Here is an 18,886-nt window from a genome sequence, read left to right on the forward strand (position 1 = left end):
AAAAAACTTCACACTCTTTGATGCTTCCTTGTTGACATGCGGACGCACCCATGCGAAGCGTCCGTTCATAGTTGATTAACCGTTCAGGAATGTTGGGTACGATGGAACAGCATGGGAATGAGGTGTTGACGGGGGAACTGCTGCGCATGACGGCGGAGATCGTGTCCGCTTATGTCGGCCAGAACGCACTGCCGACGCAGCAGCTGCCGGAGGTCATCAACTCCGTCTATGTCACGCTGACGGGGCTGCAGGGCGCACCTGTTGAAGCGCCGAGCGAGCCGGCCCGCCCGGCCGTGCCGATCAAGAAGTCGGTCACGCCGGAATATATCGTCTGCCTGGAAGACGGTAAGAAGCTGAAGATGCTGAAGCGGCATCTGCGCTCCACCTATGACATGACCCCGGACGAGTATCGCGCCAAGTGGGGCCTGCCGCCGGATTACCCGATGGTCGCCCCGAACTATGCCGCGCAGCGTTCGGAGTTCGCCAAGAAGATCGGTCTGGGCCGTGGCGACACGCGTAGCGCCAACCGCCATCGCGGGTAATAACGGTCTCGAATACTGAAACGGCCGCGCAGGATATCTCTCCTGCGCGGCCTTTTTCTTTCAAACAACAGTTGTGACATCAACTGACACGAAACGTCCGCGTGTTCAGGTATGGAGCGTGTTTCCGTTGACTGGAAACACGCTCCAGGCTTTCGTTTTCCTCACTCGCCGGCGCTGCATCCGCAGCTTGGCTTGCGCCGCGCGTGCGGCGCGGCGGCAGTCGCCGCCGGAGCTGTTTTCGGTTGACCGGAAACAGCTCTAGCCCTTGCGCAAGACATAGTTCAGTTTGGCCAGGGCATTGCGCGCCAGTACCGTCTTACCGGCGCTGGCCGGGCCCTGAATGATGATTTCGGTATTGGTCACGGGGTCAATGGCACTGACCCGCACGATGTTGCCGACCGGATGGAATTCGATCAGCACATCCTTTTCATTCAGGGGCGGCCGCGGCATGGGCCCACCCCGCGATCAGAGCGGCCCCGACGGCGCATAGGCGCCGTAGGACAGGGATGAAGTCCAGAACCGTTCGAGCGTGCGCATCGTCTCATTCGCGCGGGCCAGCTCATCCGCCGACAAGCCGGACTTGTCCAGCGCGTCAACCTGACGGGAGAAAAGTTCGGAGACCCGGTCACGCAGCTTCAGCCCCTTGTCCGACAGACGAACACGGACGGAGCGGCGGTCATGCGTTGAGCGTTCCTGGGTCAGGTACCCGTTCTCATGCATCTTCTTCACATTATAGGAAACGTTGGAGCCCAGATAATAGCCCCGTGCCGTCAATTCACCGACGGTCAACTCGTCATCACCAATATTGTAGAGAATCAGGCTTTGGACATTGTTGATGTCCTGCATGCCCAGACGATCCAGCTCAATCTTCAGCACTTCCAGGAAATGGCGATGCAGCCGTTCGATAAGCAGGATGCTGTCGTAATAGGGTTGCCGCAATGCCATCTCCCTTTGTCCCATGCGCCCGCGTGCGTGAAACTTCACCGGCGATAACGACCGCCTTTTATCACGAACCGGGCGTCTGCCTAGTCAAAAACCATACTCCCTTCGGGGCAGCAGGGCATAAAATAACCAAGTTGTGAAACAAAACGCCAGAACCACCCCGTGACCGGACAAGGGAAACGCCCCTCAGGCCCCGCGCTTTGCCCCCAGCTTGGCCCGCGCCATGTTCAAGGACACGGACAAAGCCTGTCCGATCTGACCGCCATCGCCCTTGATGTCATCGCGCACCAGCACATGCATGGCGTCGATATGCAGGCCGACGACGGCCAGCTGCGCCACGCTGGGGTTGGGGATGGGCACCAGGAAATGGTTCAGCGAATTGGCAAAATCCGACAGCAGATCATAGCCGAAGGTCTTGCCCAGCGTCATGATGCCGTCGCTGACCTTGATCACACGCTTCAGATGGGCCGGGCGGTTATCCACATCCGTCATGGCGCGGCGATAGGCATCCTGCAATTCGGTGAGATCGACCCGCGTCTGGGCGATATGGGCGTCGGACATGCGGGCGACATGGGTGCTGGCGCGTGCCAGGGCGGCCGGGTCGATCATACCCGGCTTGCCATCGGCGGAACCGCCCACCTTCTCCCGCAGCTTGTTCGGCCGCTTGATGATCTCGACCGCCGGTACGCGGGCGTCGGGTTTCAGGTTGTCATTCATGCGCTTGCCCGCTGAGCCTCGGCCACCGCCGAGGCATCAGTCCCCCCTTCGACATTCTCAGGGGGATTCTCCACAGAACCACCCTGGCTGTCGATAACCATGTGCGCGCCTTCATCAACAACCCGCACATCCTCCGGGCTCATCAGGCGACGATCCGAGCCGTCATGGGGCAAAGTCTGACGCCGGCGGTCGGGGCCGAAATAGTTCGGCGCCCGTACAAAGGCGCGCGGTTTGTCGATGATGGCCAGCAGACGGGAAGCGACATTGATCACCGACATCGGCTTTGCCAGATATTCGGTCACGCCGCTGTCGCGGGCCAGACGCACCGCCGCTTCATCGGCTTCACCGCTCATCATCACGAAGGGCAGGAAACGGATCTTGTCGCTTTCATGCTCCCGCACCCATTTCAGCAGGCCGACGCCATCCATCGGTTCCATCAGGTGGTCAGCAAAAATGATATCAACGTCGCGACCGGCCACACTATCCATCTGCGCCGCAACGTCGAGGATGGCCATCGCCTCCTCCCCGTTATCGGCCTGCAGAACCTTGCCGATCCCCAGCGCCTTAAAGATCGTCACCATGATGGAGCGCACGAAACGGTTGTCGTCCGCGACCAACACGGACAGACCATCAAACCGATAAAATTTGCCGCTGGAAGGAGGTTTCGACATCGGTTCAGGCGTTCCGCGCAAGGCCGCCCCGAGCGGGGTCTGCCGTTACAGCTATCGTCATACCGACAGCGAAAGCAAGCACTGAGACTATCACCCAAAGCATAAGTTCAGCGTTCCCCAGTGCGGCGGCATTTAATCAGGTTGATATTTATATAGTGTTAACATGATGACCCATGCGCTGGTAACCATGCTACCCTATGAAGCGATGTGGGTTTCCAATAAAAACGATTGGCGTAAACAAAAGATTAAACAAGCAGTGAACAGGTCTGGGAAAGGACAGCATGAGCGAAACTGTCGCGATAGTTGAAAGTCGGCGTTGGACCGAAAGCGCCAATGCTTGGGATCATTGGGCCGATGGCATGGCCAATCCCGCCGACCGGATCAACCAGCCGCTTCTGGACCTTGGTGATGCGCCGGCGGGCGCGCGGGTACTGGATCTGGCCGCCGGGGTGGGCGAGCCATCCCTGACCCAGGCACAGCGTCTGGGCCCCAGCGGCCTGGTGGTGGCAAGTGATCTGGTGCCGGCCATGCTGACGGGACTCGGGCGGCGCGCGGCGGGCCATCCGCATCCGCCCTGCCCCGTGGCTGCCGACATGACGGCCCTGCCCTTTGCCGATGGCGGATTCGACCGCGTCCTGTGCCGGTTCGGCCTGATGTTCGTGCCCGACCTGATGGCAGCGTTGACGGAGATGCGCCGCGTTCTGCGCCCCGGCGGGGCCGCCGCCCTGGCCGTGTGGGGCCAGCGCAGCGGCAACAGCCTGTTTGACCGACTGGGACGCATTCTGACAGCGGACCATGGGGAACGGGCGGACGCCCTGCTTTCCCCGCTTTTCCGTTTCGCCGATCCGGGAAACCTGCTGTCCCTGGCCGACAAGGCCGGTTTCTGCCATGCCCGCGTGGAGACATTAACATTGACCAATCCGGCCAAGGTGGAACATCCATTCTGGCTGCCCACGCTGGAAATGGCGTTCAGTCCACTGGTCCGTCCGATGACGCCGGACCAGCGCGCCACCCTGCATGAACGGATCGCCGCCGACTTTGCCACAGGGGCCGATGAGCAGGGCCGGTTTGCCGTGCGGATGGAGGTGCATCTGCTGCGCTTGGAAACATGATTAACGGAATGTTATATATCGATCCGATGCATCCCTTGACTATGGGCCGGTAATCCCTATCGTGCCGGTACTGTCAGACGGGTGTGTGATGATTGATGTTAAGACCTTATGCCTTGGTGTGTTGAGCCGTGGCGATGCTTCCGGCTATGAAATTCGCAAGGAATTCGAAGAAGGCCCGCTGAGCCATTTCAGTGACGCGGGCTTCGGGTCGATCTATCCGGCGCTGAAACGGCTGCTGGATGACGGCCATATCGTGATGCTGCCGCATAATGGCGACGGGCGGCCCGACAAGAAGCTGTACCGCATCACACCTGCCGGGCGGCATGCGCTGTATCAGTCGCTGATCAAGACGCCGTCGGCGGACAAGCTGCGTTCCGACCTGATGTTCATCCTGAGCTTCGGGCATCTGCTGCCGCCGCGCCATCTGGACCGGATCATCGGCGACCGGATCAGCGATTACCGCCATATGATCGCCACCCTGGAAGTGGAGGGCAGCACGGCCCACCGTACACCCGGCGAACGATTCGTCGAGGGCATGGGTCTGGCCATCTACCGCGCGGTGGCATCCTATCTGGAGGAACACCGGCATGAACTGGTGGCCGCCGCCCTGATGGAAAGCCAGGTGGCGTGACGAAGGGCACCGATCGGGGCTGACCGGAGGGCCGCCCTGACCGGTGGTCAGTCCCGTGTGATCACCAATTACCGCATCACGGCGCAGGTGCGATCGCGGCATTGGATCAGGACGAAACCGTCCTTGGGCGTGGCGCAGGTGACCTTATATAGGGTTTCGCCGAGCCGGCCCGTGACCTGTTTCAACACTTCCAGCTTGGTGGGCTTGCAGTTCGCGGATTGCGCCGCCTCCCGCGCCTCTGCCTGCTGCGCCTGGGCCGGCAGGGCGGAGAGCTGACACAGGGCAAGCAGAAGGGCCACCGACGCGACGCGCATCACGGCTTCTTGCGCTGGGTGAAGGCGGCGGCCAGTGCCTTCAGATTATCGGCCTGTTCCTGCCCGTCGTCGGGCGGGGCCGACGCCCCACCCCCGCCCGTGCCCATACGGGCAATGATGGCATCCATCATCTGCGGCGACAGTTTTTTCGGGCCTGAAGAGGGGCGTGCGGCGCGCACCACGCCCTGACCGGGGGCCGGCGCCGCCGTGGTGATGGAACCGCCACGGGCCACGCGGTCCACGGCACTGCCGGCAATGGCCTTCAGAAACGGCTTGCACAGGCCGCGCAGCAATTGCTCATCATCCAGCGCCCAGGCGATCAGCACACGCTGCGCCTGACTGCGGCTGCCCTGTGCGGCCTTCAACGCCTCACGGATCTTGAGCGTGACATAGGTGTCGCTCATGGCCCGGTCCTCCTGGATGTCTCACGCCGACAGAGTAGCGAAGCCCACCCGTCATCCCCAAGCAAAATCAAAGGGCGGCCAGGACCTCTGCTGCCTGTGGCATGGCGGTGCCGGTGCCGATGCGCGTGCAGGCGATGGAGGCGGCGACATTGGCGTAGCGCATGGCCGTCGCCAGATCATCGCCCGCCGCCAGCCGGGCCGACAGGCTGCCCACGAAGCAATCGCCAGCCCCGGTCGTGTCCACGGCCACAACCTTGCGCCCCGGGACCAGGGTTTCGTCCTGCGCCGTCACGGCCAGCGCCCCGCGCACACCCAGGGTGGCGATGACCACCTGATCCGGGCGACGCAGCAGGCGGCGGGCCGTGGCAGCGATAGTGGCCACGGGCGCATCGCCCGACAGTTCCACGCCCGCGAAATGGCCCAGTTCCGTCTCGTTCACCACCAGGATGTCGGTGTCGGTCCACAGGCTGTCGGGCGCGTCATCCAGCGCCGGGGCGGCGTTCAGCAGGGTGCGGGCACCGGCGGCCCGACCACGGGCGAACAAGGCGGCGATGGTGGCGCGCGGCACCTCGAACTGGCTGACCAGAATGTCGCCGGGCGAGATGTCCAGGCCATCGGCGTCAGCGGGCACGATCTGCCGGTTGGCGGCGGGGATGACGACGATGCGGTTTTCCGCCGTGGCATCCACCAGGATCAGGGCCGATCCCGTCGCCTCGTCGGCGGAGCGCCCGACATGGGTCGCGTCGATGCCCTTCTCGGCAAAGAAGGACAGGATACGGTCACCGAACATATCCTGCCCGACCTTGCCCACGAAGGAGACGGGCACGCCCTGCTGACGCGCCGCGACCGCCTGGTTCAGGCCCTTGCCACCGGGCATCAGCTGTACCGTGTCGCCATTCACCGTCTCCCCCGCCCGAGGCGCGCGGTTCATGGTGGACAGGATATCGTAATTGATGGAGCCGATGACGGTGACCTGGGCCATGGGTTTTCCCTCTTGGTTGAACGATCCTTCCTAGCGCGTCCGGGGACGGTGTGGAAGCCTCACTCATGCCCCCAGGGGGCCGGCGGCGCGGGGACCAGCTTGGTCAGGTCAAAGACCATGCGCACCACCCGACCGGGGCGGGACAGTTCATAGGTGAAGGTTCCCTGCCCCTGCTCCAAGGCCCAGACATTCTGCTGCGCGCCGGGCGGCAGCTTATTGTCGGCGAACAGGGTCTTGGAGAAGGTGTCGGCGGGGAAATCCTGGCGCGTGGCGGTGCCGGGGGCGACGGTATCGCCGCCATACTGGGTCAGCTTATCCTCCGTCCCGTCGGCATGGCGGTGATCATGCTTCAGGCGCAGGCCCGTGGCGGTGCGGGTGACGATCCAGGTGCGCGACCGATCCTCCCCCACATGCAGGGGAATACGCACCTCCCCCGCCTTGCAGTCGCGCACATGCATGACCAGCCGCTTGCCCACGAACGGGTCATTGGCGGCCCCACCCTCATTCAGGGTGATGGTGCCCTCAAACGCCTTGCCGCAATGGGGCTGCAGCGCGGCCAGGAAATCATCCGCCGGGGCGGCGGCGACGGGCAGGGACAGCAGCAGGGAAAGCGACGCCAGAGTACTACGGATGCGCATGGACCCAACCTTTATCTTGATTATTGTGGGGCCGAAACGAAACGGCCCACCCCGCCATTTAGCGAGGTGGGCCAATCTTAACCGACGGATGATCCCGATTACAGCCGTTCGATGACCATGGCGATGCCCTGGCCGCCACCGATGCACATGGTGATCAGGCCATAACGGCCATCGATACGTTCCAGCTCATACAGGGCCTTGACGGTGATGATGGCGCCGGTGGCACCGACGGGGTGGCCCAGCGAGACGCCGGAACCGTTGGGGTTCACCTTGTCAGCGGGGAAGCCCAGCAGCTTGGACACGGCACAGGCCTGCGCCGCGAAAGCCTCATTGCTTTCGATCACGTCCATGTCGGCGACGGTCAGGCCCGCGCGTTCCAGGGCGATCGGCACGGCATGGACGGGACCCAGGCCCATCACTTCCGGCTCCACCCCGGCATGGCCCCAGCTGACGATACGGGCCAACGGCTTGGCCCCACGCTTGGCGGCCTCAGCGGCGGACATCAGCACGACGGCGGCGGCACCATCATTGACGCCGGATGCGTTGCCGGCGGTGACGGAGCCGTCCTTCTTGAACACGGGCTTCAGCTTGGCGAAGTCCGCCTCGGTCGCGTCGGGGCGGAAATGCTCGTCCGTGTCGAACAGCTTGGTGCCGCCCTTGACCTTCACTTCCACGGGCAGGATCTGCGACTTGAACCGACCCTCGGCGGTGGCGCGGGCGGCGCGGTGGTGGCTTTCCAGGGCCAGCGCATCCTGGGTCGCGCGGTCGATATCATGGCGGGCGGCGATATTTTCCGCCGTGATGCCCATATGGATCTTGTGGAACGGGTCGGTCAGGGCCGTGACCAGCGCGTCAACCACGGCGGCATCGCCCATGCGCTGGCCCCAGCGGACCGAGGGCATGATGTGCGGCGACCGGCTCATGCTCTCCGCGCCGCCCGCGACGGCGACATTGCATTCACCCAGCGTGATCATCTGGGCGGCGGAGATGATGGCCTGAACGCCCGACCCGCAGAGCCGGTTCAAGGTCAGGGCCGGGGTCTGCACCGGCACGCCGGCATTGACCGCCGCGACGCGCGCCAGATAGGCATCCTGCGGGCCGCTGGGGATCACCTGCCCCAGCACCACATGCTGCACATCGGCGGGCGTAATGCCGGCGCGGGATACCGCTTCCTTGATGACCAGGGTGCCCAGATCAGCCGGGCTATGATCCTTCAGGCTGCCGCCGAAGCCGCCGATCGCGGTGCGGGTGCCGGCAACGATGACCACTTCATTCAACGCGCTCACAGGGGGACCCTCCGATTTCATTTATTTTGCGTCGCAATAAATAAGACGTCGGTAGTGACCTTGCAACCGTTACAAAAACAAAGAGCGGGAAAGCTCTCGCCGTCCCGCCCTTGCTGCAACCCCTTACTTGCCCGTGAAGTTGGGCGGGCGCTTTTCGGCGAAGGCAGCCATGCCTTCCTTCTGATCGGCCAGCGCGAAGGTGCTGTGGAAGACGCGGCGTTCGAACAGCAGACCCTCCGTCAGGGTGGCTTCGAAGCTGCGGTTGACGGCTTCCTTCGCCATCATGGCGGCAGGGCGCGACATGGAAGCGATTTTTTCTGCCGTCTTCATCACCTCGTCCATCAGGTCGGCCACGGGCACGACACGGGCCACCAGACCCGACCGCTCCGCCTCCGCCGCGTCCATCATGCGGCCGGTCAGGCACATTTCCATGGCCTTGGCCTTGCCGATGGCGCGGGTCAGGCGCTGGGTCCCGCCCGCACCGGGGATGGTGCCGATGGTGATTTCCGGTTGACCGAATTTGGCATTGTCGGCGGCAATGATGAAATCGGCCATCATCGCCAGCTCACACCCGCCACCCAGAGCATAGCCGGCGACGGCGGCGATGGTCGGCTTGCGGCAGGTGGCCAGACGGCCCCACTTCTTGGTGATGAAATCGTTCAGATAGGCGTCCATGTAGGAGAAACTCATCATCTCCTTGATGTCCGCCCCCGCCGCGAAGGCCTTTTCCGACCCGGTGACGACGATGACGCTGATCGCCCCATCATCCTCGAAGGCGTTCAGGGCCTTTTCCATGTCGGTCACCAGACCGTCGGACAGGGCGTTCAGCGCCTTGGGCCGGTTCAGCCGGATGATGCCGACGGCGCCCTTGGTCTCCACCAGGATGTTTTCGTAGCTCTCGGTCATTTGCCTTCCCGCTTCTTTGATCCGTTCATCAACCTTGCTGAGTTCGACGGTAGTCATCTGTCAGCATACCTGCGAACCCCCAATCTTCGTCGGCGATTTCCTGGATAACGATATGGGTGTGTTCTGGCCGCTTCCCTAGAACATTGACAAGGGTAGCCGTAAATTCGCGCACGATCTGTTCTTTCTGAGCGCGGCTGGCACCCTTTGTAATCTGTAGGTTCACATAGGGCATTTAACCATCTTCCGTCGTTATGGGTGTCACGTCATCATCCACCCAGCAGGCGGCGGGCGATGATCACGCGCATGATCTCGTTGGTGCCTTCCAGGATCTGGTGGACGCGCAGGTCGCGTAAGATGCGTTCCACCGGATATTCGCGGATGTAACCATAGCCGCCGTGAAGTTGCAGCGCATCATTGGCGACGGCAAATCCGGCATCGGTGGCAAAGCGCTTGGCCATGGCGCAGTAAAGCGTGGCGTCCGGGTGTCCGGCATCCAATGCCGCAGCACCCCGATGGACCATGAGGCGGGCAGCCTCCAGCTCCGTCGCCATGTCCGCGAACTTGAACTGCAAGGCCTGGAACTCGTTCAGCTTTTTCCCGAACTGCTGCCGCACCTCCATATGCGCTTTCGCAGCTTCAAGGCAGGCGCGGGCACCGCCGAGGGAGCAGGAGGCGATATTGAGGCGGCCGCCATCCAGGCCCTTCATGGCGATCTTGAAGCCATCGCCTTCGGCACCCAGACGGTTGGCGACGGGGACGCGGCAATCCTCAAAGATGACCTGGGACGTGGGCTGGCTGTTCCAGCCCATCTTCTTTTCCTGCTTGCCGAAAGACAGACCGGGCGTGCCCTTTTCCACCACCAGACAGGAAATGCCCTTCGGCCCCGGCCCGCCGGTGCGCACCATCACGACATAGATGTCGGATGCCCCGCCGCCGGAGATGAAGGCCTTGGAGCCATTCAGGATGTAATGGTCGCCATCCCGCTCCGCCTTGGTGCGCAGACTGGCGGCATCAGAACCGGAGCCGGGTTCGGTCAGGCAATAGCTGGCGAACTTCGCCATGGAGAACAGGTCGGGCAGCCATCTGGACTTCTGATCAGCATCGCCGAACGTGTCGATCATCCAGGCGGCCATGTTGTGGATGGAGATATAGGCCGCCGTAGAGGGACAGGCCGCCGACAATTCCTCAAACAGGATCGAGGCGTCCAGCCGGCCAAGGCCCGTGCCGCCGGACGCTTCCGAGCAATAGATGCCGGCGAAACCCAGTTCCGCCGCCTTGCGCAGTGTGTCGACAGGGAAAATATGGTGTTCGTCCCATTCACCGGCGAACGGGGCCATATGTTCGGCCGCGAAGCCCCGGGCCAGATCCTGGATGGCGCGTTGATCCTCGGAAAGATCGAAATCCATCGGGCGATCCTGTTCTTGGAATGAAAGACGGGCCAATGGCGGCGGCCCCGGACAATGATGCCGGGGCCGCCCGATCAGCGCAAAGGCGGCCATCAACCCATGGTCGGGATGACGAAGGACGCGCCGGAGCGGATGCCCGACGGCCAGCGCGACGTCACCGTCTTGGTCTTGGTGTAGAAGCGGATGCTGTCCGGCCCATGCTGGTTCAGGTCACCGAAGCCCGACCGCTTCCAGCCGCCGAAGGTGTAATAGGCCAGCGGCACCGGGATGGGCACATTGATGCCGACCATGCCGACATCAACCCGTGCCGCGAAGTCGCGGGCGGTGTCGCCGTCACGCGTGAAGATGGCGACGCCATTGCCATATTCATGGTCGGTGGGCAGCGACAGGGCCGTCTCGTAATCCGGCGCGCGGACAACGGAGAGGACGGGTCCGAAAATCTCTTCCTTGTAGATCCGCATGTTGGTGGTCACACGGTCAAACAGGACGCCGCCGACATAGTAGCCGCCTTCATAGCCCTGCAGGTTCACCTCACGGCCATCAACCACCAGTTCTGCCCCTTCCTGCACGCCGATATCGACGTAGGACTTCACCTTCTCCATATGCTGGCGGGTGATGACGGGACCAAAATCGGCCTTTTCATCGGTGGAGGGACCGACGCGCAGGGTGCGCACACGCGGGGCCAGCCGTTCGACCAGGGCGTCCGCCGTCTTCTCACCCACCGGCACCGCCACGGAAATGGCCATGCAGCGTTCACCAGCGGACCCATAACCGGCACCGATCAGGGCGTCGGCCACCATGTCCAGGTCGGCATCAGGCATGATCAGGGCGTGGTTCTTGGCACCGCCAAAGGCCTGCACGCGCTTACCATTGGCCGTGCCACGGGTGTAGATATATTCACCGATGGGGGTGGAGCCGACAAAGCCAATGGCCTTGATATCGGGATGGTCGAGGATGGCATCGACCACTTCCTTGTCACCATTGACGACATTCAAGATGCCCTTGGGCAGGCCCGCCTCATACATCAGCTCCGCCAGCATCAGCGGCACCGAGGGGTCGCGTTCCGACGGCTTCAGGATGAAGGCATTGCCGCAGGCGATGGCCGGGGCGAATTTCCACATGGGGATCATGGCGGGGAAGTTGAACGGCGTGATGCCGGCCACAACGCCCAGCGGCTGGCGCATCGAATACATGTCGATGCCGGGGCCGGCACCCTCCGTGTACTCACCCTTCAGCAGGTGAGGGACGCCGATTGCGAATTCCACCACCTCCAGGCCGCGCTGAATGTCGCCGCGTGCGTCGGGCAGGGTCTTGCCATGTTCCAGCGCCAGCTTCAGCGCGATCTTCTCAAAATCGCGGGCCAGCAGCTCCAGGAACTTCATCAGAACGCGGGCCCGCTTCTGCGGGTTGGTCGCGGCCCAGGCGGGCTGTGCGGCCTTGGCATTGGCGACGGCTTCAGCCAGCTCCACCGTACTGGCCAGCGGCACCTCGGCCGAGATCTCACCCGTCATGGGGGTGAAGATGGGGGCGAAACGACCAGACTTGCCCTCGACACGGGTGCCGCCGATGAAATGGTACAGCTTCTCGACCAAGTGATCCTCCCTCAGGCTTATTGGCAAGGAAGGTGGCACGGGGCCGTGCGCACGACAAGGCGCGGTTTGGCGCAAATGGATGTGCGCCAAACCACATAGGGGTGGTTCCTGTCAGGGACGCGGAGATAAACCGCGATCCCGACAGGAACCGAGACCTCAGGGCTTTACGCCCGCCCGTACCTGCAGGTTGATACGGTTGAACAGGATGGGGCGGTCAACGCCCGCAAAATACTCATCCGTCGCCTGACGGGCGCCGGGCATATAGCCATAATCATCCAGGATCAAGCTGCCACCGCTGCTGAGCCGCGGATAGAATTCCCGCAGCACATGGCCGACAGAACTGTAGAAATCAGTATCGATGCGCAGGATGCTGATCCGCTCCGGAGCGACGGCGGGGATCGTATCTTCCACCATCCCCTTAACGAAATGCAGTTTTTCGCGCGGGTAGCCAGAGGCGTAGAGAACCGCCGTCACCTCTTCCAGGCTCTTCGGTGCCCAGGCCTGGCCGCCAGCGGTGTTGCGCTCATAAGCGGCCTGCACCTCGGCACCATCTTCCGGCGTGGGCGGGGGCATGCCTTCGTAAGTGTCATAGAGATAGATATCGCGGCTGGTATCGCCCATATGCAGCAGGGTCAGGGCCGCCAGCAGCGTCATGCCGCCGGCATAGACGCCGCATTCCACGATATCGCCCGGTATCTTATACTTCGTGATGTACCGGACCGTCTCATAAAGCGAGTAAAACGCATCGACCATGCCATAGACGCTGGACATCGAATAGGGCCAGCACTGGGAGAGGATAGCGTAGAATTCCGGGTCCTCGACATCGGGCAGCGGCAGCACCTGCCCTTGCAGCAGCTTCTGCCGTTCTGCCGACAGCGTCATGCTCCATTCCACCTGGGGACGGCCGACGAAGCCATGCAGGGCAGCACCCGCCTCCAGCACCTGCGTCGCCTCAAACGGCTTTTCCGACTGCATCAGGCGCAGAAGCAAAGAATGGCGATAGGAGCTGCTCTGCGGCTCAAGTGCCACCGCCTTGCGCAGCATATCCAATGCAAGCGTCTTGTCGCCAAGGTCCCAGTGGATCATACCAGCATGATGCTGCGCCATCGCCAATTGCGGGTATAGTTGCAAAACCCCTTCATAAATGGCGAGCGCCTGTTCCAATTGCCCCTGGGTATGGAGAGCCACGCCCTGATTGAATTTCTGAACAAGATCAGCAGCGTCCATTTCCGTTCCCGGTCCTTATTGAAGGCGATCATGGGCCAGGTCATTGCAACCCTGGTTAACCGGACCGGATTGTGGCGTGGCGGCCCCGGCGATGCAAGCGGCATCACCGGCCGCCTTCGTGACCCACAAAATCCAACTTTCGTAAAAACCAACCTATCCGTTTGGACTAGTCCTGCGACCTTTCCGGGCGACAATGCTGCTGTATGTTTCCTTTGAAGTCTGTCAGGGGAGACATCACAAGTGCAACATCATGACGGCGTGCATCTGCGTATGATGCGCACCTCGCGGGGCATGAGTCTGGCGGCGTTGGCCGCCTCCGCCGGGTTGTCGAAAAGCGAGATATCCAAGCTGGAGAACGGTGTCCGCCCGTTCCGGCCCGACCATGTCATTCGTCTGGCGAAAATTTTTGGCGTCGGCCCGACGGAAATGCTGTCGCCGGCCAGCCCCCTGCGCACGATGTTGAGCGAGAACAAGGCGGACACTGAATTGCCGCTTTACGAGGGACGCGAGCTGGGGCGCGACGGGGTAGAGGCGAAGAACGCCGGCACCATCCCCCGTCCGCCGCAGATGCGCAGCATTGCCGGCGCTTATGGGGTGACGGTCCATGACCTGTCAAACGCGCCGGCCATCGGCATCGGGGCCACGTTGCTGGTCAATCCCAATGCGCCTGCCAATGTTGGCGATCTGGTGATCAACCGGCTGAACTTCAGCCCCCTGGCCTTTTATCTGCGCCAGGATGACGAGGGTGTGATTTATGGCATGACCCTGTCACGCCGACGGGTAGAGATTTCCATCGACGAGGTGGAAAAGCTGCACAAGGTCGTGGGAATCTGGTTTCCGCACTAAGCCGTCGCACGATGCGGTTGTGACGATCAGAGCCGCATCGGATGCGAAATCATACCAGTGGCAACCGCATGGATGCCGAGATCTGCCGCGTTGCATCCGCGACCGTGCGCAAACCACACAGTTCGCCATTGATGACAAGGCCAGTCACCCCCCGCCCCTGCTTTCCGGCCTCAGTCTGGAACAGCTTCAGGGCTTCTTCGCGCCGGTTGCTCTCACCTACCATGGCATTGCCAATGCAGTGGCGGGAGGTGCCGCGCACGGCCAACGGGCGACCAACCCGGATGAAATCGCGGGTGCTATGTAGATTGGCAATCGCCGAGAAAACATCTGGATGGTCTGAGGCGAAGTAAAACCCACAGCGCCCCGTGGGCAGAAGAATGCAAAACCGAGACAATATTCGCTCCCGCAACTGACTGCCAAAAATTTTTCTCCGTCCGCGCTATAATGAAGAGACTTTCAATAACTTCTCGGCGGTCAATCGCGGCAGCGTGGTGCCAATCTATCATATAAAAGGCTGTGTCACTGATGCCGTGATCATCCGGGCCGCGTCAGCGACTGTACGCAAACCACATGGTTCGCCGTTTATGACAAGCCCGATTACGCGCCCCTCCTCGTTATACATAGGGCCGGTCCTGGCGATTGATGCGGTCTTCGGCGGCGGCCGTGGCGGGACCACGTAGGAGTCAGCGGGAATATTGTGCATCTGCGCCAGTTTATGCACGTGTTCAACTGACAGATCATAGATGTCTGGAGATCGCGCCGCCTTGATGAGGATAACCTCTATCAGAAGACGCATGTTGATCCGCAATACAGGATCATCCGGAAAGAAGAAGTCAGCGGCGGTCAGGAAGGTCCCAGCAACCGGAATATCAAGAACCGGTGACTCGAAAACGAGCGGATGCACGCCCTGCCCGAGCTTCCCAGCCTCTGACTGGAACTGCATCATAGCTTCTTCACGTCTCGCCCCACCAGCAACCATGGCGTTACCGTTGCTGTAACGGGATGTCCCGCGCACACCCAACGGGCGGCCAATCCGGATGAACTCCTTTGTGAAATGCAAATTGGCAATCGCAGAGAAGACGTCGGGATTGTCGGAGGCAAAATAAGCCCCACAATGACGTTGAGTGGCAGTAATAACATCGCGGTGTACAACCCCATTGTAAATCATAGGATATGTATTAAAGGGTGTCGAGTAATTATACATCGAGACGAGTTTTGCATAAGAATTTTGAGTCACAATGTTCTCTTCACCCAGAAGCAACATTAAATGATTCTGCGACCTGGCGGTGGCGGCGCCAGGCCAAAAATATTCATGTGTGGGCCAGTTCAATAGCCGCACCCCGGTTTCCTGGATGACATAATTGGCATAGGAAAGGGTTTCCGGCAGCAGGGCATCATCATCCCCCAGAACTGTCACATATTCGCCAGTACAGGCGTTGATGCCCATCTCCCAATTGTTGGACATTGACAATAGCTGGTCGGAACAGACCTCACGGATCGGATAATTCTGGCTGCGAAAATGGTCGACAACCTCCGAAGTGGCCTTGTCGCCGGTGTTGTTGGCGACCACCAGTTCGTAATCCTGGAAACGCTGCGTCACAGCAGTCTCAAGCGTATATCGCAGCGTATCAGGACGACGACGCGTGGGTACAAGGATGGAAAAACGAGGCAAAGAACGCTCCCACATCAAACTGCTGCGAATGATTTTCCGTCTGCGCTATAATACAGCGGCTTGCAATGATTTTTCGGCGTGAAATACAACCGGTGCCGCCCGCCCCTTGACGGCGGCGCGTCCCAGCCGCGGCAGTTGACCGTCAGCGACGGCAGGAGAGCGTGAATGGCGGGCGGTTCGGGCGGCATCGATGCAGCCACAATCGAAGCTTTGATGGGGACCGAGCGCGCCCGATTCATCGCAGCCCATCCCGACGCCGCAGCCCGCATAGGCCAGGGTATGCCCGGATTTTATCAGGGCGTGCCGATGCATTGGATGCGGGATTGGCCCATGCCGTTCCCCATGCTGGTCACCGGCGCACATGGTTCCACCCTTACGGACAGTGACGGGCATGTGCTGGCTGATTTCTGTCTGGGCGATACCGGGTCGATGTTCGGTCATTCACCCGAACCAGTGCGTCAGGCCCTGATGGCACAGGCCGGGCGCGGCCTCACCTATATGTTGCCCACCGATGATGCGCTGGCCGTCGGCGCGCTCCTGCGCCACCGGTTCGGTCTGCCGCACTGGCAGGTGGCGACGACAGCGACGGATGCCAACCGTTTTGCCCTACGCGTGGCCCGCGCCGTGACCGGTCGCCCCAAAATCTTGGTCTTCAATGGTTGCTACCATGGGACGGTGGATGAGACATTCGTGCGCCTGATCGATGGTGTACCCGTCAACCGGCCCGGTCTTCTGGGCCAGTTCACCGACCTGACCGATGGTACGCGGGTCGTGGAGTTCAATGACCTGCCGGCCCTGGAAGCGGCGCTGGCCGACGGTCAGGTGGCCTGTGTCATCACCGAACCGGTGCTGACCAACTGCTGCATGGTCCTGCCCGATCCGGGGTTTCATGCGGGGCTGCGGCGGATCACGCGGGAGACGGGCACCCTGCTACTGATCGATGAGACGCATACGATCTCCACCGGGCCTGGCGGCTATACCGCCGCCCATGGGCTGGAACCCGACCTGTTCGTGCTGGGCAAACCAGTGGCGGGCGGGGTGGCGGCCAGTGTCTGGGGCTTCAGCGATGAGGTCGCGCGCCGGCTGGATGAGGTACGGGCCGCGACGCCGCCGGGGCATTCAGGCATGGGCACCACCCTCTCGGCCAATGCCCTGGCCCTGGCCTGCATGCGCGCCACTCTGGAGCAGGTGATGACGGATGCGGCCTATGCCCATATGGAGGCGCTGGCCGGACGGCTGGCCGACGGTCTGTCGGCGGTGATCGCGGCACTGGACCTTCCCTGGCATGTGGTGCGGGTGGGGGCGCGGGTGGAATTCATCTGTGCGCCCGGCCCCTTGCGCAACGGGACGGAGGCGGAGGCGGCGCATGCCGGGCCGCTGGAACAGGCCATCCATCTGGCGCTGCTGAACCGGGGCGTTTTGATCGCGCCCTTTCACAATATGATGCTGGTCTGTCCGGCCACGAATGCGGAACAGGTAGACGGGCTGATCGCCGCGTTTGCGGAGGTGGCTGGCATCCTGGCGCAGGGGAAAGCAGCATGAGTATGCGCATCGGCGAATGGGCGGAGGCCCAGGCCTTTCTGGCCGCACATCCAGATGTTGAGGCCGTCGACATCGTCCTGACCGACGCCAACGGCATCGGGCGCGGCAAGATCATCCGTCGGCATGAATTGGAGGCGCTGTACAAGCAGGGCCGTCACCTTCCCTCCTCCATCCTGGGTCTGGATGTGACGGGGGAGGATGTGGAGGAAACGGGGTTGGTCTGGTCGGTCGGCGACGCCGATCTGCGCGCCTGGCCGCTGGCCGGGACCCTGGTCCTGCTGCCCTGGACGGTGCCATTGCGGGCCCAGGTTCTGGTCAGCCTCTACCATCTGGATGGACGCCCCCACGGGGCCGACCCGCGCCACGCCATGGCGGCGCAGATTGATGCCATGGCGGCGGAGGGGCGGTATCCGGCCGGGGCGTTCGAACTGGAATTCTATCTGCTTGATGCCGAACCCGGCGCCGATGGACGGCCGCGCCCGGTGGCCATGGCGCTGGACGGGCGGCGGCACGGGCAGGTGCAGGTCTATGGCTTGGACGATCTGGACGGGATGCAGCCGTTTTTCGGACCTGTCTATCAGGCGGCGCAGACGCAGGGCCTGCCGTTGGAGACCCTGATTTCCGAATATGCGCCGGGTCAATATGAGCTGACCCTGCATTACCGCCGCGACCTGCTGCGCGCCGCCGACGATCTGGTCATGCTGAAGCGGCTGGTGCGGGCCATGGCGCGGCGGCAGGGGATGGTGGCCTGTTTCATGGCCAAGCCGTTCGCGGCGCAGGCCGGATCGGGAATGCATCTGCATGTGTCGCTGAACGACGCCGAGGGGCGGAACCTGTTCGCGGAGACCGACGGGGAGAACGCGCCTAATCCGTTGTTGCGGCGCGCCATCGGGGGACTGGCCGCGACCATGGGCGACGGTATGCTGGCCTTTGCCCCGCACGCCAATTCCTGGCGCCGGTTCGTGGCCCGGCTTTACGCCCCTGTCCAGCCCACATGGGGCAGTAATGACAGGTCTGTTGCGTTACGGATTCCAGCAGGACCGGTCACGTCGAGGCGCATTGAACACCGGCCCGCCGGGGTGGATGCCTGCCCCTATATGGTGGGGACCACCGTCCTGGCGGGCATGCGGCACGGCATGGTGCAGGGCATCGATCCGGGACCGGCGGCGGAATATCAGGGCTTTACCCAGGAAACGCCCTTCGCCCGCACCATGCCCGCCGATTGGCGGGCCGCCATCGCGCAGGCAGAGAGGTCGGATTTTATGAAATCCGCGCTGGGACCGGACCTGCACCGATCCTTTATCGCGATAAAACGTGCGGAGCTGTTTCGTGTCGCGGGTTCCATTCCCGACACAGACTACCATTTATATCTTCATCAGGTTTGAACATCGCCTTTTGATTGATGTTGGTGGCGGCGATGTGGATAGTGTGCCTGCACTATTCATCGCACCGTCCG

The 18,886-nt window shown here is 62.2% G+C and carries 21 protein-coding genes; 6 read left to right on the top strand and 15 right to left on the bottom strand.

The window, feature by feature from the left end; all coding sequences use genetic code 11:
* Positions 1 to 101: 101 nt before the first annotated feature.
* Entirely contained in the window at positions 102 to 542 is a 441-nt protein-coding gene (locus ABC729_RS22065) for a Ros/MucR family transcriptional regulator (protein ID WP_495609763.1), read from the top strand.
* A 258-nt stretch (positions 543 to 800) separates the two neighbouring features.
* Here the strand turns inward: ABC729_RS22065 and ABC729_RS22070 are convergent, their stop codons facing one another.
* The 4 genes from ABC729_RS22070 to ABC729_RS22085 form a co-directional block, all read right to left on the bottom strand.
* The gene (locus ABC729_RS22070) at positions 801 to 992 is read right to left on the bottom strand and encodes a DUF6898 family protein (RefSeq protein WP_495609764.1); all 192 of its coding nucleotides are present in this window, start codon (positions 990 to 992) and stop codon (positions 801 to 803) included.
* 15 nt (positions 993 to 1,007) lie between these two features.
* The gene (locus ABC729_RS22075; RefSeq protein WP_495610181.1) at positions 1,008 to 1,481 is read right to left on the bottom strand and encodes a MarR family winged helix-turn-helix transcriptional regulator; all 474 of its coding nucleotides are present in this window, start codon (positions 1,479 to 1,481) and stop codon (positions 1,008 to 1,010) included.
* Between the two features lie 189 nt (positions 1,482 to 1,670).
* Positions 1,671 to 2,201 (bottom strand): hypothetical protein, encoded by a 531-nt coding sequence (locus tag ABC729_RS22080; RefSeq protein ID WP_495609765.1) that lies wholly within the window; start codon positions 2,199 to 2,201, stop codon positions 1,671 to 1,673.
* Positions 2,198 to 2,872, bottom strand: a complete 675-nt coding sequence (locus tag ABC729_RS22085; RefSeq protein WP_495609766.1) for a response regulator — start codon at positions 2,870 to 2,872, stop codon at positions 2,198 to 2,200. Before ABC729_RS22085 ends, ABC729_RS22080 begins: the two co-directional genes overlap by 4 nt.
* 281 nt (positions 2,873 to 3,153) lie before the next feature.
* Here ABC729_RS22085 and ABC729_RS22090 point away from each other — a divergent pair, with 281 nt between their 5' ends.
* Positions 3,154 to 3,984 carry a class I SAM-dependent methyltransferase gene (locus ABC729_RS22090; protein ID WP_495609767.1) on the top strand — a complete coding sequence of 277 codons (831 nt, stop codon included), beginning with the start codon at positions 3,154 to 3,156 and terminating at the stop codon, positions 3,982 to 3,984.
* A gap of 88 nt (positions 3,985 to 4,072) precedes the next feature.
* A complete protein-coding gene (locus ABC729_RS22095; RefSeq protein WP_495609768.1) occupies positions 4,073 to 4,615 on the top strand; it encodes a PadR family transcriptional regulator in 543 nt (180 codons plus the stop codon).
* A gap of 68 nt (positions 4,616 to 4,683) precedes the next feature.
* Here the strand turns inward: ABC729_RS22095 and ABC729_RS22100 are convergent, their stop codons facing one another.
* From ABC729_RS22100 to ABC729_RS22145, 10 genes are all read right to left on the bottom strand, one after another.
* Positions 4,684 to 4,929 (bottom strand): hypothetical protein, encoded by a 246-nt coding sequence (locus ABC729_RS22100; RefSeq protein ID WP_495609769.1) that lies wholly within the window; start codon positions 4,927 to 4,929, stop codon positions 4,684 to 4,686.
* Positions 4,929 to 5,333 (bottom strand): hypothetical protein, encoded by a 405-nt coding sequence (locus ABC729_RS22105; RefSeq protein WP_495609770.1) that lies wholly within the window; start codon positions 5,331 to 5,333, stop codon positions 4,929 to 4,931. Before ABC729_RS22105 ends, ABC729_RS22100 begins: the two co-directional genes overlap by 1 nt.
* Positions 5,334 to 5,400: 67 nt before the next feature.
* Entirely contained in the window at positions 5,401 to 6,315 is a 915-nt protein-coding gene (locus ABC729_RS22110) for a ribokinase (RefSeq protein ID WP_495609771.1), read from the bottom strand.
* A 59-nt stretch (positions 6,316 to 6,374) separates the two neighbouring features.
* The gene (locus ABC729_RS22115) at positions 6,375 to 6,953 is read right to left on the bottom strand and encodes a hypothetical protein (protein ID WP_495609772.1); all 579 of its coding nucleotides are present in this window, start codon (positions 6,951 to 6,953) and stop codon (positions 6,375 to 6,377) included.
* A gap of 98 nt (positions 6,954 to 7,051) precedes the next feature.
* The gene (locus ABC729_RS22120; protein WP_495609773.1) at positions 7,052 to 8,239 is read right to left on the bottom strand and encodes an acetyl-CoA C-acyltransferase family protein; all 1,188 of its coding nucleotides are present in this window, start codon (positions 8,237 to 8,239) and stop codon (positions 7,052 to 7,054) included.
* A 123-nt stretch (positions 8,240 to 8,362) separates the two neighbouring features.
* Positions 8,363 to 9,145 carry an enoyl-CoA hydratase gene (locus ABC729_RS22125; protein WP_495609774.1) on the bottom strand — a complete coding sequence of 261 codons (783 nt, stop codon included), beginning with the start codon at positions 9,143 to 9,145 and terminating at the stop codon, positions 8,363 to 8,365.
* Between the two features lie 28 nt (positions 9,146 to 9,173).
* A complete protein-coding gene (locus ABC729_RS22130; RefSeq protein WP_495609775.1) occupies positions 9,174 to 9,377 on the bottom strand; it encodes a tautomerase family protein in 204 nt (67 codons plus the stop codon).
* 34 nt (positions 9,378 to 9,411) lie between these two features.
* Positions 9,412 to 10,551, bottom strand: coding sequence for an isobutyryl-CoA dehydrogenase (locus ABC729_RS22135; protein WP_495609776.1), 1,140 nt, complete (start codon positions 10,549 to 10,551; stop codon positions 9,412 to 9,414).
* Positions 10,552 to 10,643: 92 nt separating this feature from the next.
* Positions 10,644 to 12,143 (bottom strand): CoA-acylating methylmalonate-semialdehyde dehydrogenase, encoded by a 1,500-nt coding sequence (locus ABC729_RS22140; protein ID WP_495609777.1) that lies wholly within the window; start codon positions 12,141 to 12,143, stop codon positions 10,644 to 10,646.
* Positions 12,144 to 12,299: 156 nt separating this feature from the next.
* The gene (locus ABC729_RS22145; protein WP_495609778.1) at positions 12,300 to 13,370 is read right to left on the bottom strand and encodes a TylF/MycF/NovP-related O-methyltransferase; all 1,071 of its coding nucleotides are present in this window, start codon (positions 13,368 to 13,370) and stop codon (positions 12,300 to 12,302) included.
* A 240-nt stretch (positions 13,371 to 13,610) separates the two neighbouring features.
* Between ABC729_RS22145 and ABC729_RS22150 the strand changes: the two genes are divergently transcribed.
* Entirely contained in the window at positions 13,611 to 14,216 is a 606-nt protein-coding gene (locus ABC729_RS22150; RefSeq protein ID WP_495609779.1) for a helix-turn-helix domain-containing protein, read from the top strand.
* 502 nt (positions 14,217 to 14,718) lie between these two features.
* Here the strand turns inward: ABC729_RS22150 and ABC729_RS22155 are convergent.
* Positions 14,719 to 15,903 carry a glycosyltransferase family 2 protein gene (locus tag ABC729_RS22155; RefSeq protein WP_495609780.1) on the bottom strand — a complete coding sequence of 395 codons (1,185 nt, stop codon included), beginning with the start codon at positions 15,901 to 15,903 and terminating at the stop codon, positions 14,719 to 14,721.
* Positions 15,904 to 16,053: 150 nt separating this feature from the next.
* On the opposite strand from ABC729_RS22155, the gene ABC729_RS22160 reads away from it, so the two are divergent.
* Both ABC729_RS22160 and ABC729_RS22165 read left to right on the top strand, forming a co-directional pair.
* Positions 16,054 to 17,430 (top strand): aspartate aminotransferase family protein, encoded by a 1,377-nt coding sequence (locus ABC729_RS22160; protein WP_495609781.1) that lies wholly within the window; start codon positions 16,054 to 16,056, stop codon positions 17,428 to 17,430.
* Positions 17,427 to 18,815 (top strand): glutamine synthetase family protein, encoded by a 1,389-nt coding sequence (locus tag ABC729_RS22165; RefSeq protein WP_495609782.1) that lies wholly within the window; start codon positions 17,427 to 17,429, stop codon positions 18,813 to 18,815. Before ABC729_RS22160 ends, ABC729_RS22165 begins: the two co-directional genes overlap by 4 nt.
* Positions 18,816 to 18,886 lie beyond the last annotated feature (71 nt).

This window comes from Niveispirillum sp. CC-CTL257, assembly GCF_059489915.1.

Bases quoted from the DNA above. Each gene is read 5' to 3' on its own strand.
- ABC729_RS22130 (WP_495609775.1), bottom strand. From the start codon at position 9,377: ATGCCCTATGTGAACCTACAGATTACAAAGGGTGCCAGCCGCGCTCAG.
- ABC729_RS22135 (WP_495609776.1), bottom strand. From the start codon at position 10,551: ATGGATTTCGATCTTTCCGAGGATCAACGCGCCATCCAGGATCTGGCC.
- ABC729_RS22085 (WP_495609766.1), bottom strand. From the start codon at position 2,872: ATGTCGAAACCTCCTTCCAGCGGCAAATTTTATCGGTTTGATGGTCTG.
- ABC729_RS22105 (WP_495609770.1), bottom strand. From the start codon at position 5,333: ATGAGCGACACCTATGTCACGCTCAAGATCCGTGAGGCGTTGAAGGCC.
- ABC729_RS22125 (WP_495609774.1), bottom strand. From the start codon at position 9,145: ATGACCGAGAGCTACGAAAACATCCTGGTGGAGACCAAGGGCGCCGTC.
- ABC729_RS22065 (WP_495609763.1), top strand. From the start codon at position 102: ATGGAACAGCATGGGAATGAGGTGTTGACGGGGGAACTGCTGCGCATG.
- ABC729_RS22145 (WP_495609778.1), bottom strand. From the start codon at position 13,370: ATGGACGCTGCTGATCTTGTTCAGAAATTCAATCAGGGCGTGGCTCTC.
- ABC729_RS22115 (WP_495609772.1), bottom strand. From the start codon at position 6,953: ATGCGCATCCGTAGTACTCTGGCGTCGCTTTCCCTGCTGCTGTCCCTG.
- ABC729_RS22165 (WP_495609782.1), top strand. From the start codon at position 17,427: ATGAGTATGCGCATCGGCGAATGGGCGGAGGCCCAGGCCTTTCTGGCC.
- ABC729_RS22090 (WP_495609767.1), top strand. From the start codon at position 3,154: ATGAGCGAAACTGTCGCGATAGTTGAAAGTCGGCGTTGGACCGAAAGC.
- ABC729_RS22155 (WP_495609780.1), bottom strand. From the start codon at position 15,903: ATGTGGGAGCGTTCTTTGCCTCGTTTTTCCATCCTTGTACCCACGCGT.
- ABC729_RS22070 (WP_495609764.1), bottom strand. From the start codon at position 992: ATGCCGCGGCCGCCCCTGAATGAAAAGGATGTGCTGATCGAATTCCAT.
- ABC729_RS22160 (WP_495609781.1), top strand. From the start codon at position 16,054: ATGGCGGGCGGTTCGGGCGGCATCGATGCAGCCACAATCGAAGCTTTG.
- ABC729_RS22080 (WP_495609765.1), bottom strand. From the start codon at position 2,201: ATGAATGACAACCTGAAACCCGACGCCCGCGTACCGGCGGTCGAGATC.
- ABC729_RS22110 (WP_495609771.1), bottom strand. From the start codon at position 6,315: ATGGCCCAGGTCACCGTCATCGGCTCCATCAATTACGATATCCTGTCC.
- ABC729_RS22100 (WP_495609769.1), bottom strand. From the start codon at position 4,929: ATGCGCGTCGCGTCGGTGGCCCTTCTGCTTGCCCTGTGTCAGCTCTCC.
- ABC729_RS22095 (WP_495609768.1), top strand. From the start codon at position 4,073: ATGATTGATGTTAAGACCTTATGCCTTGGTGTGTTGAGCCGTGGCGAT.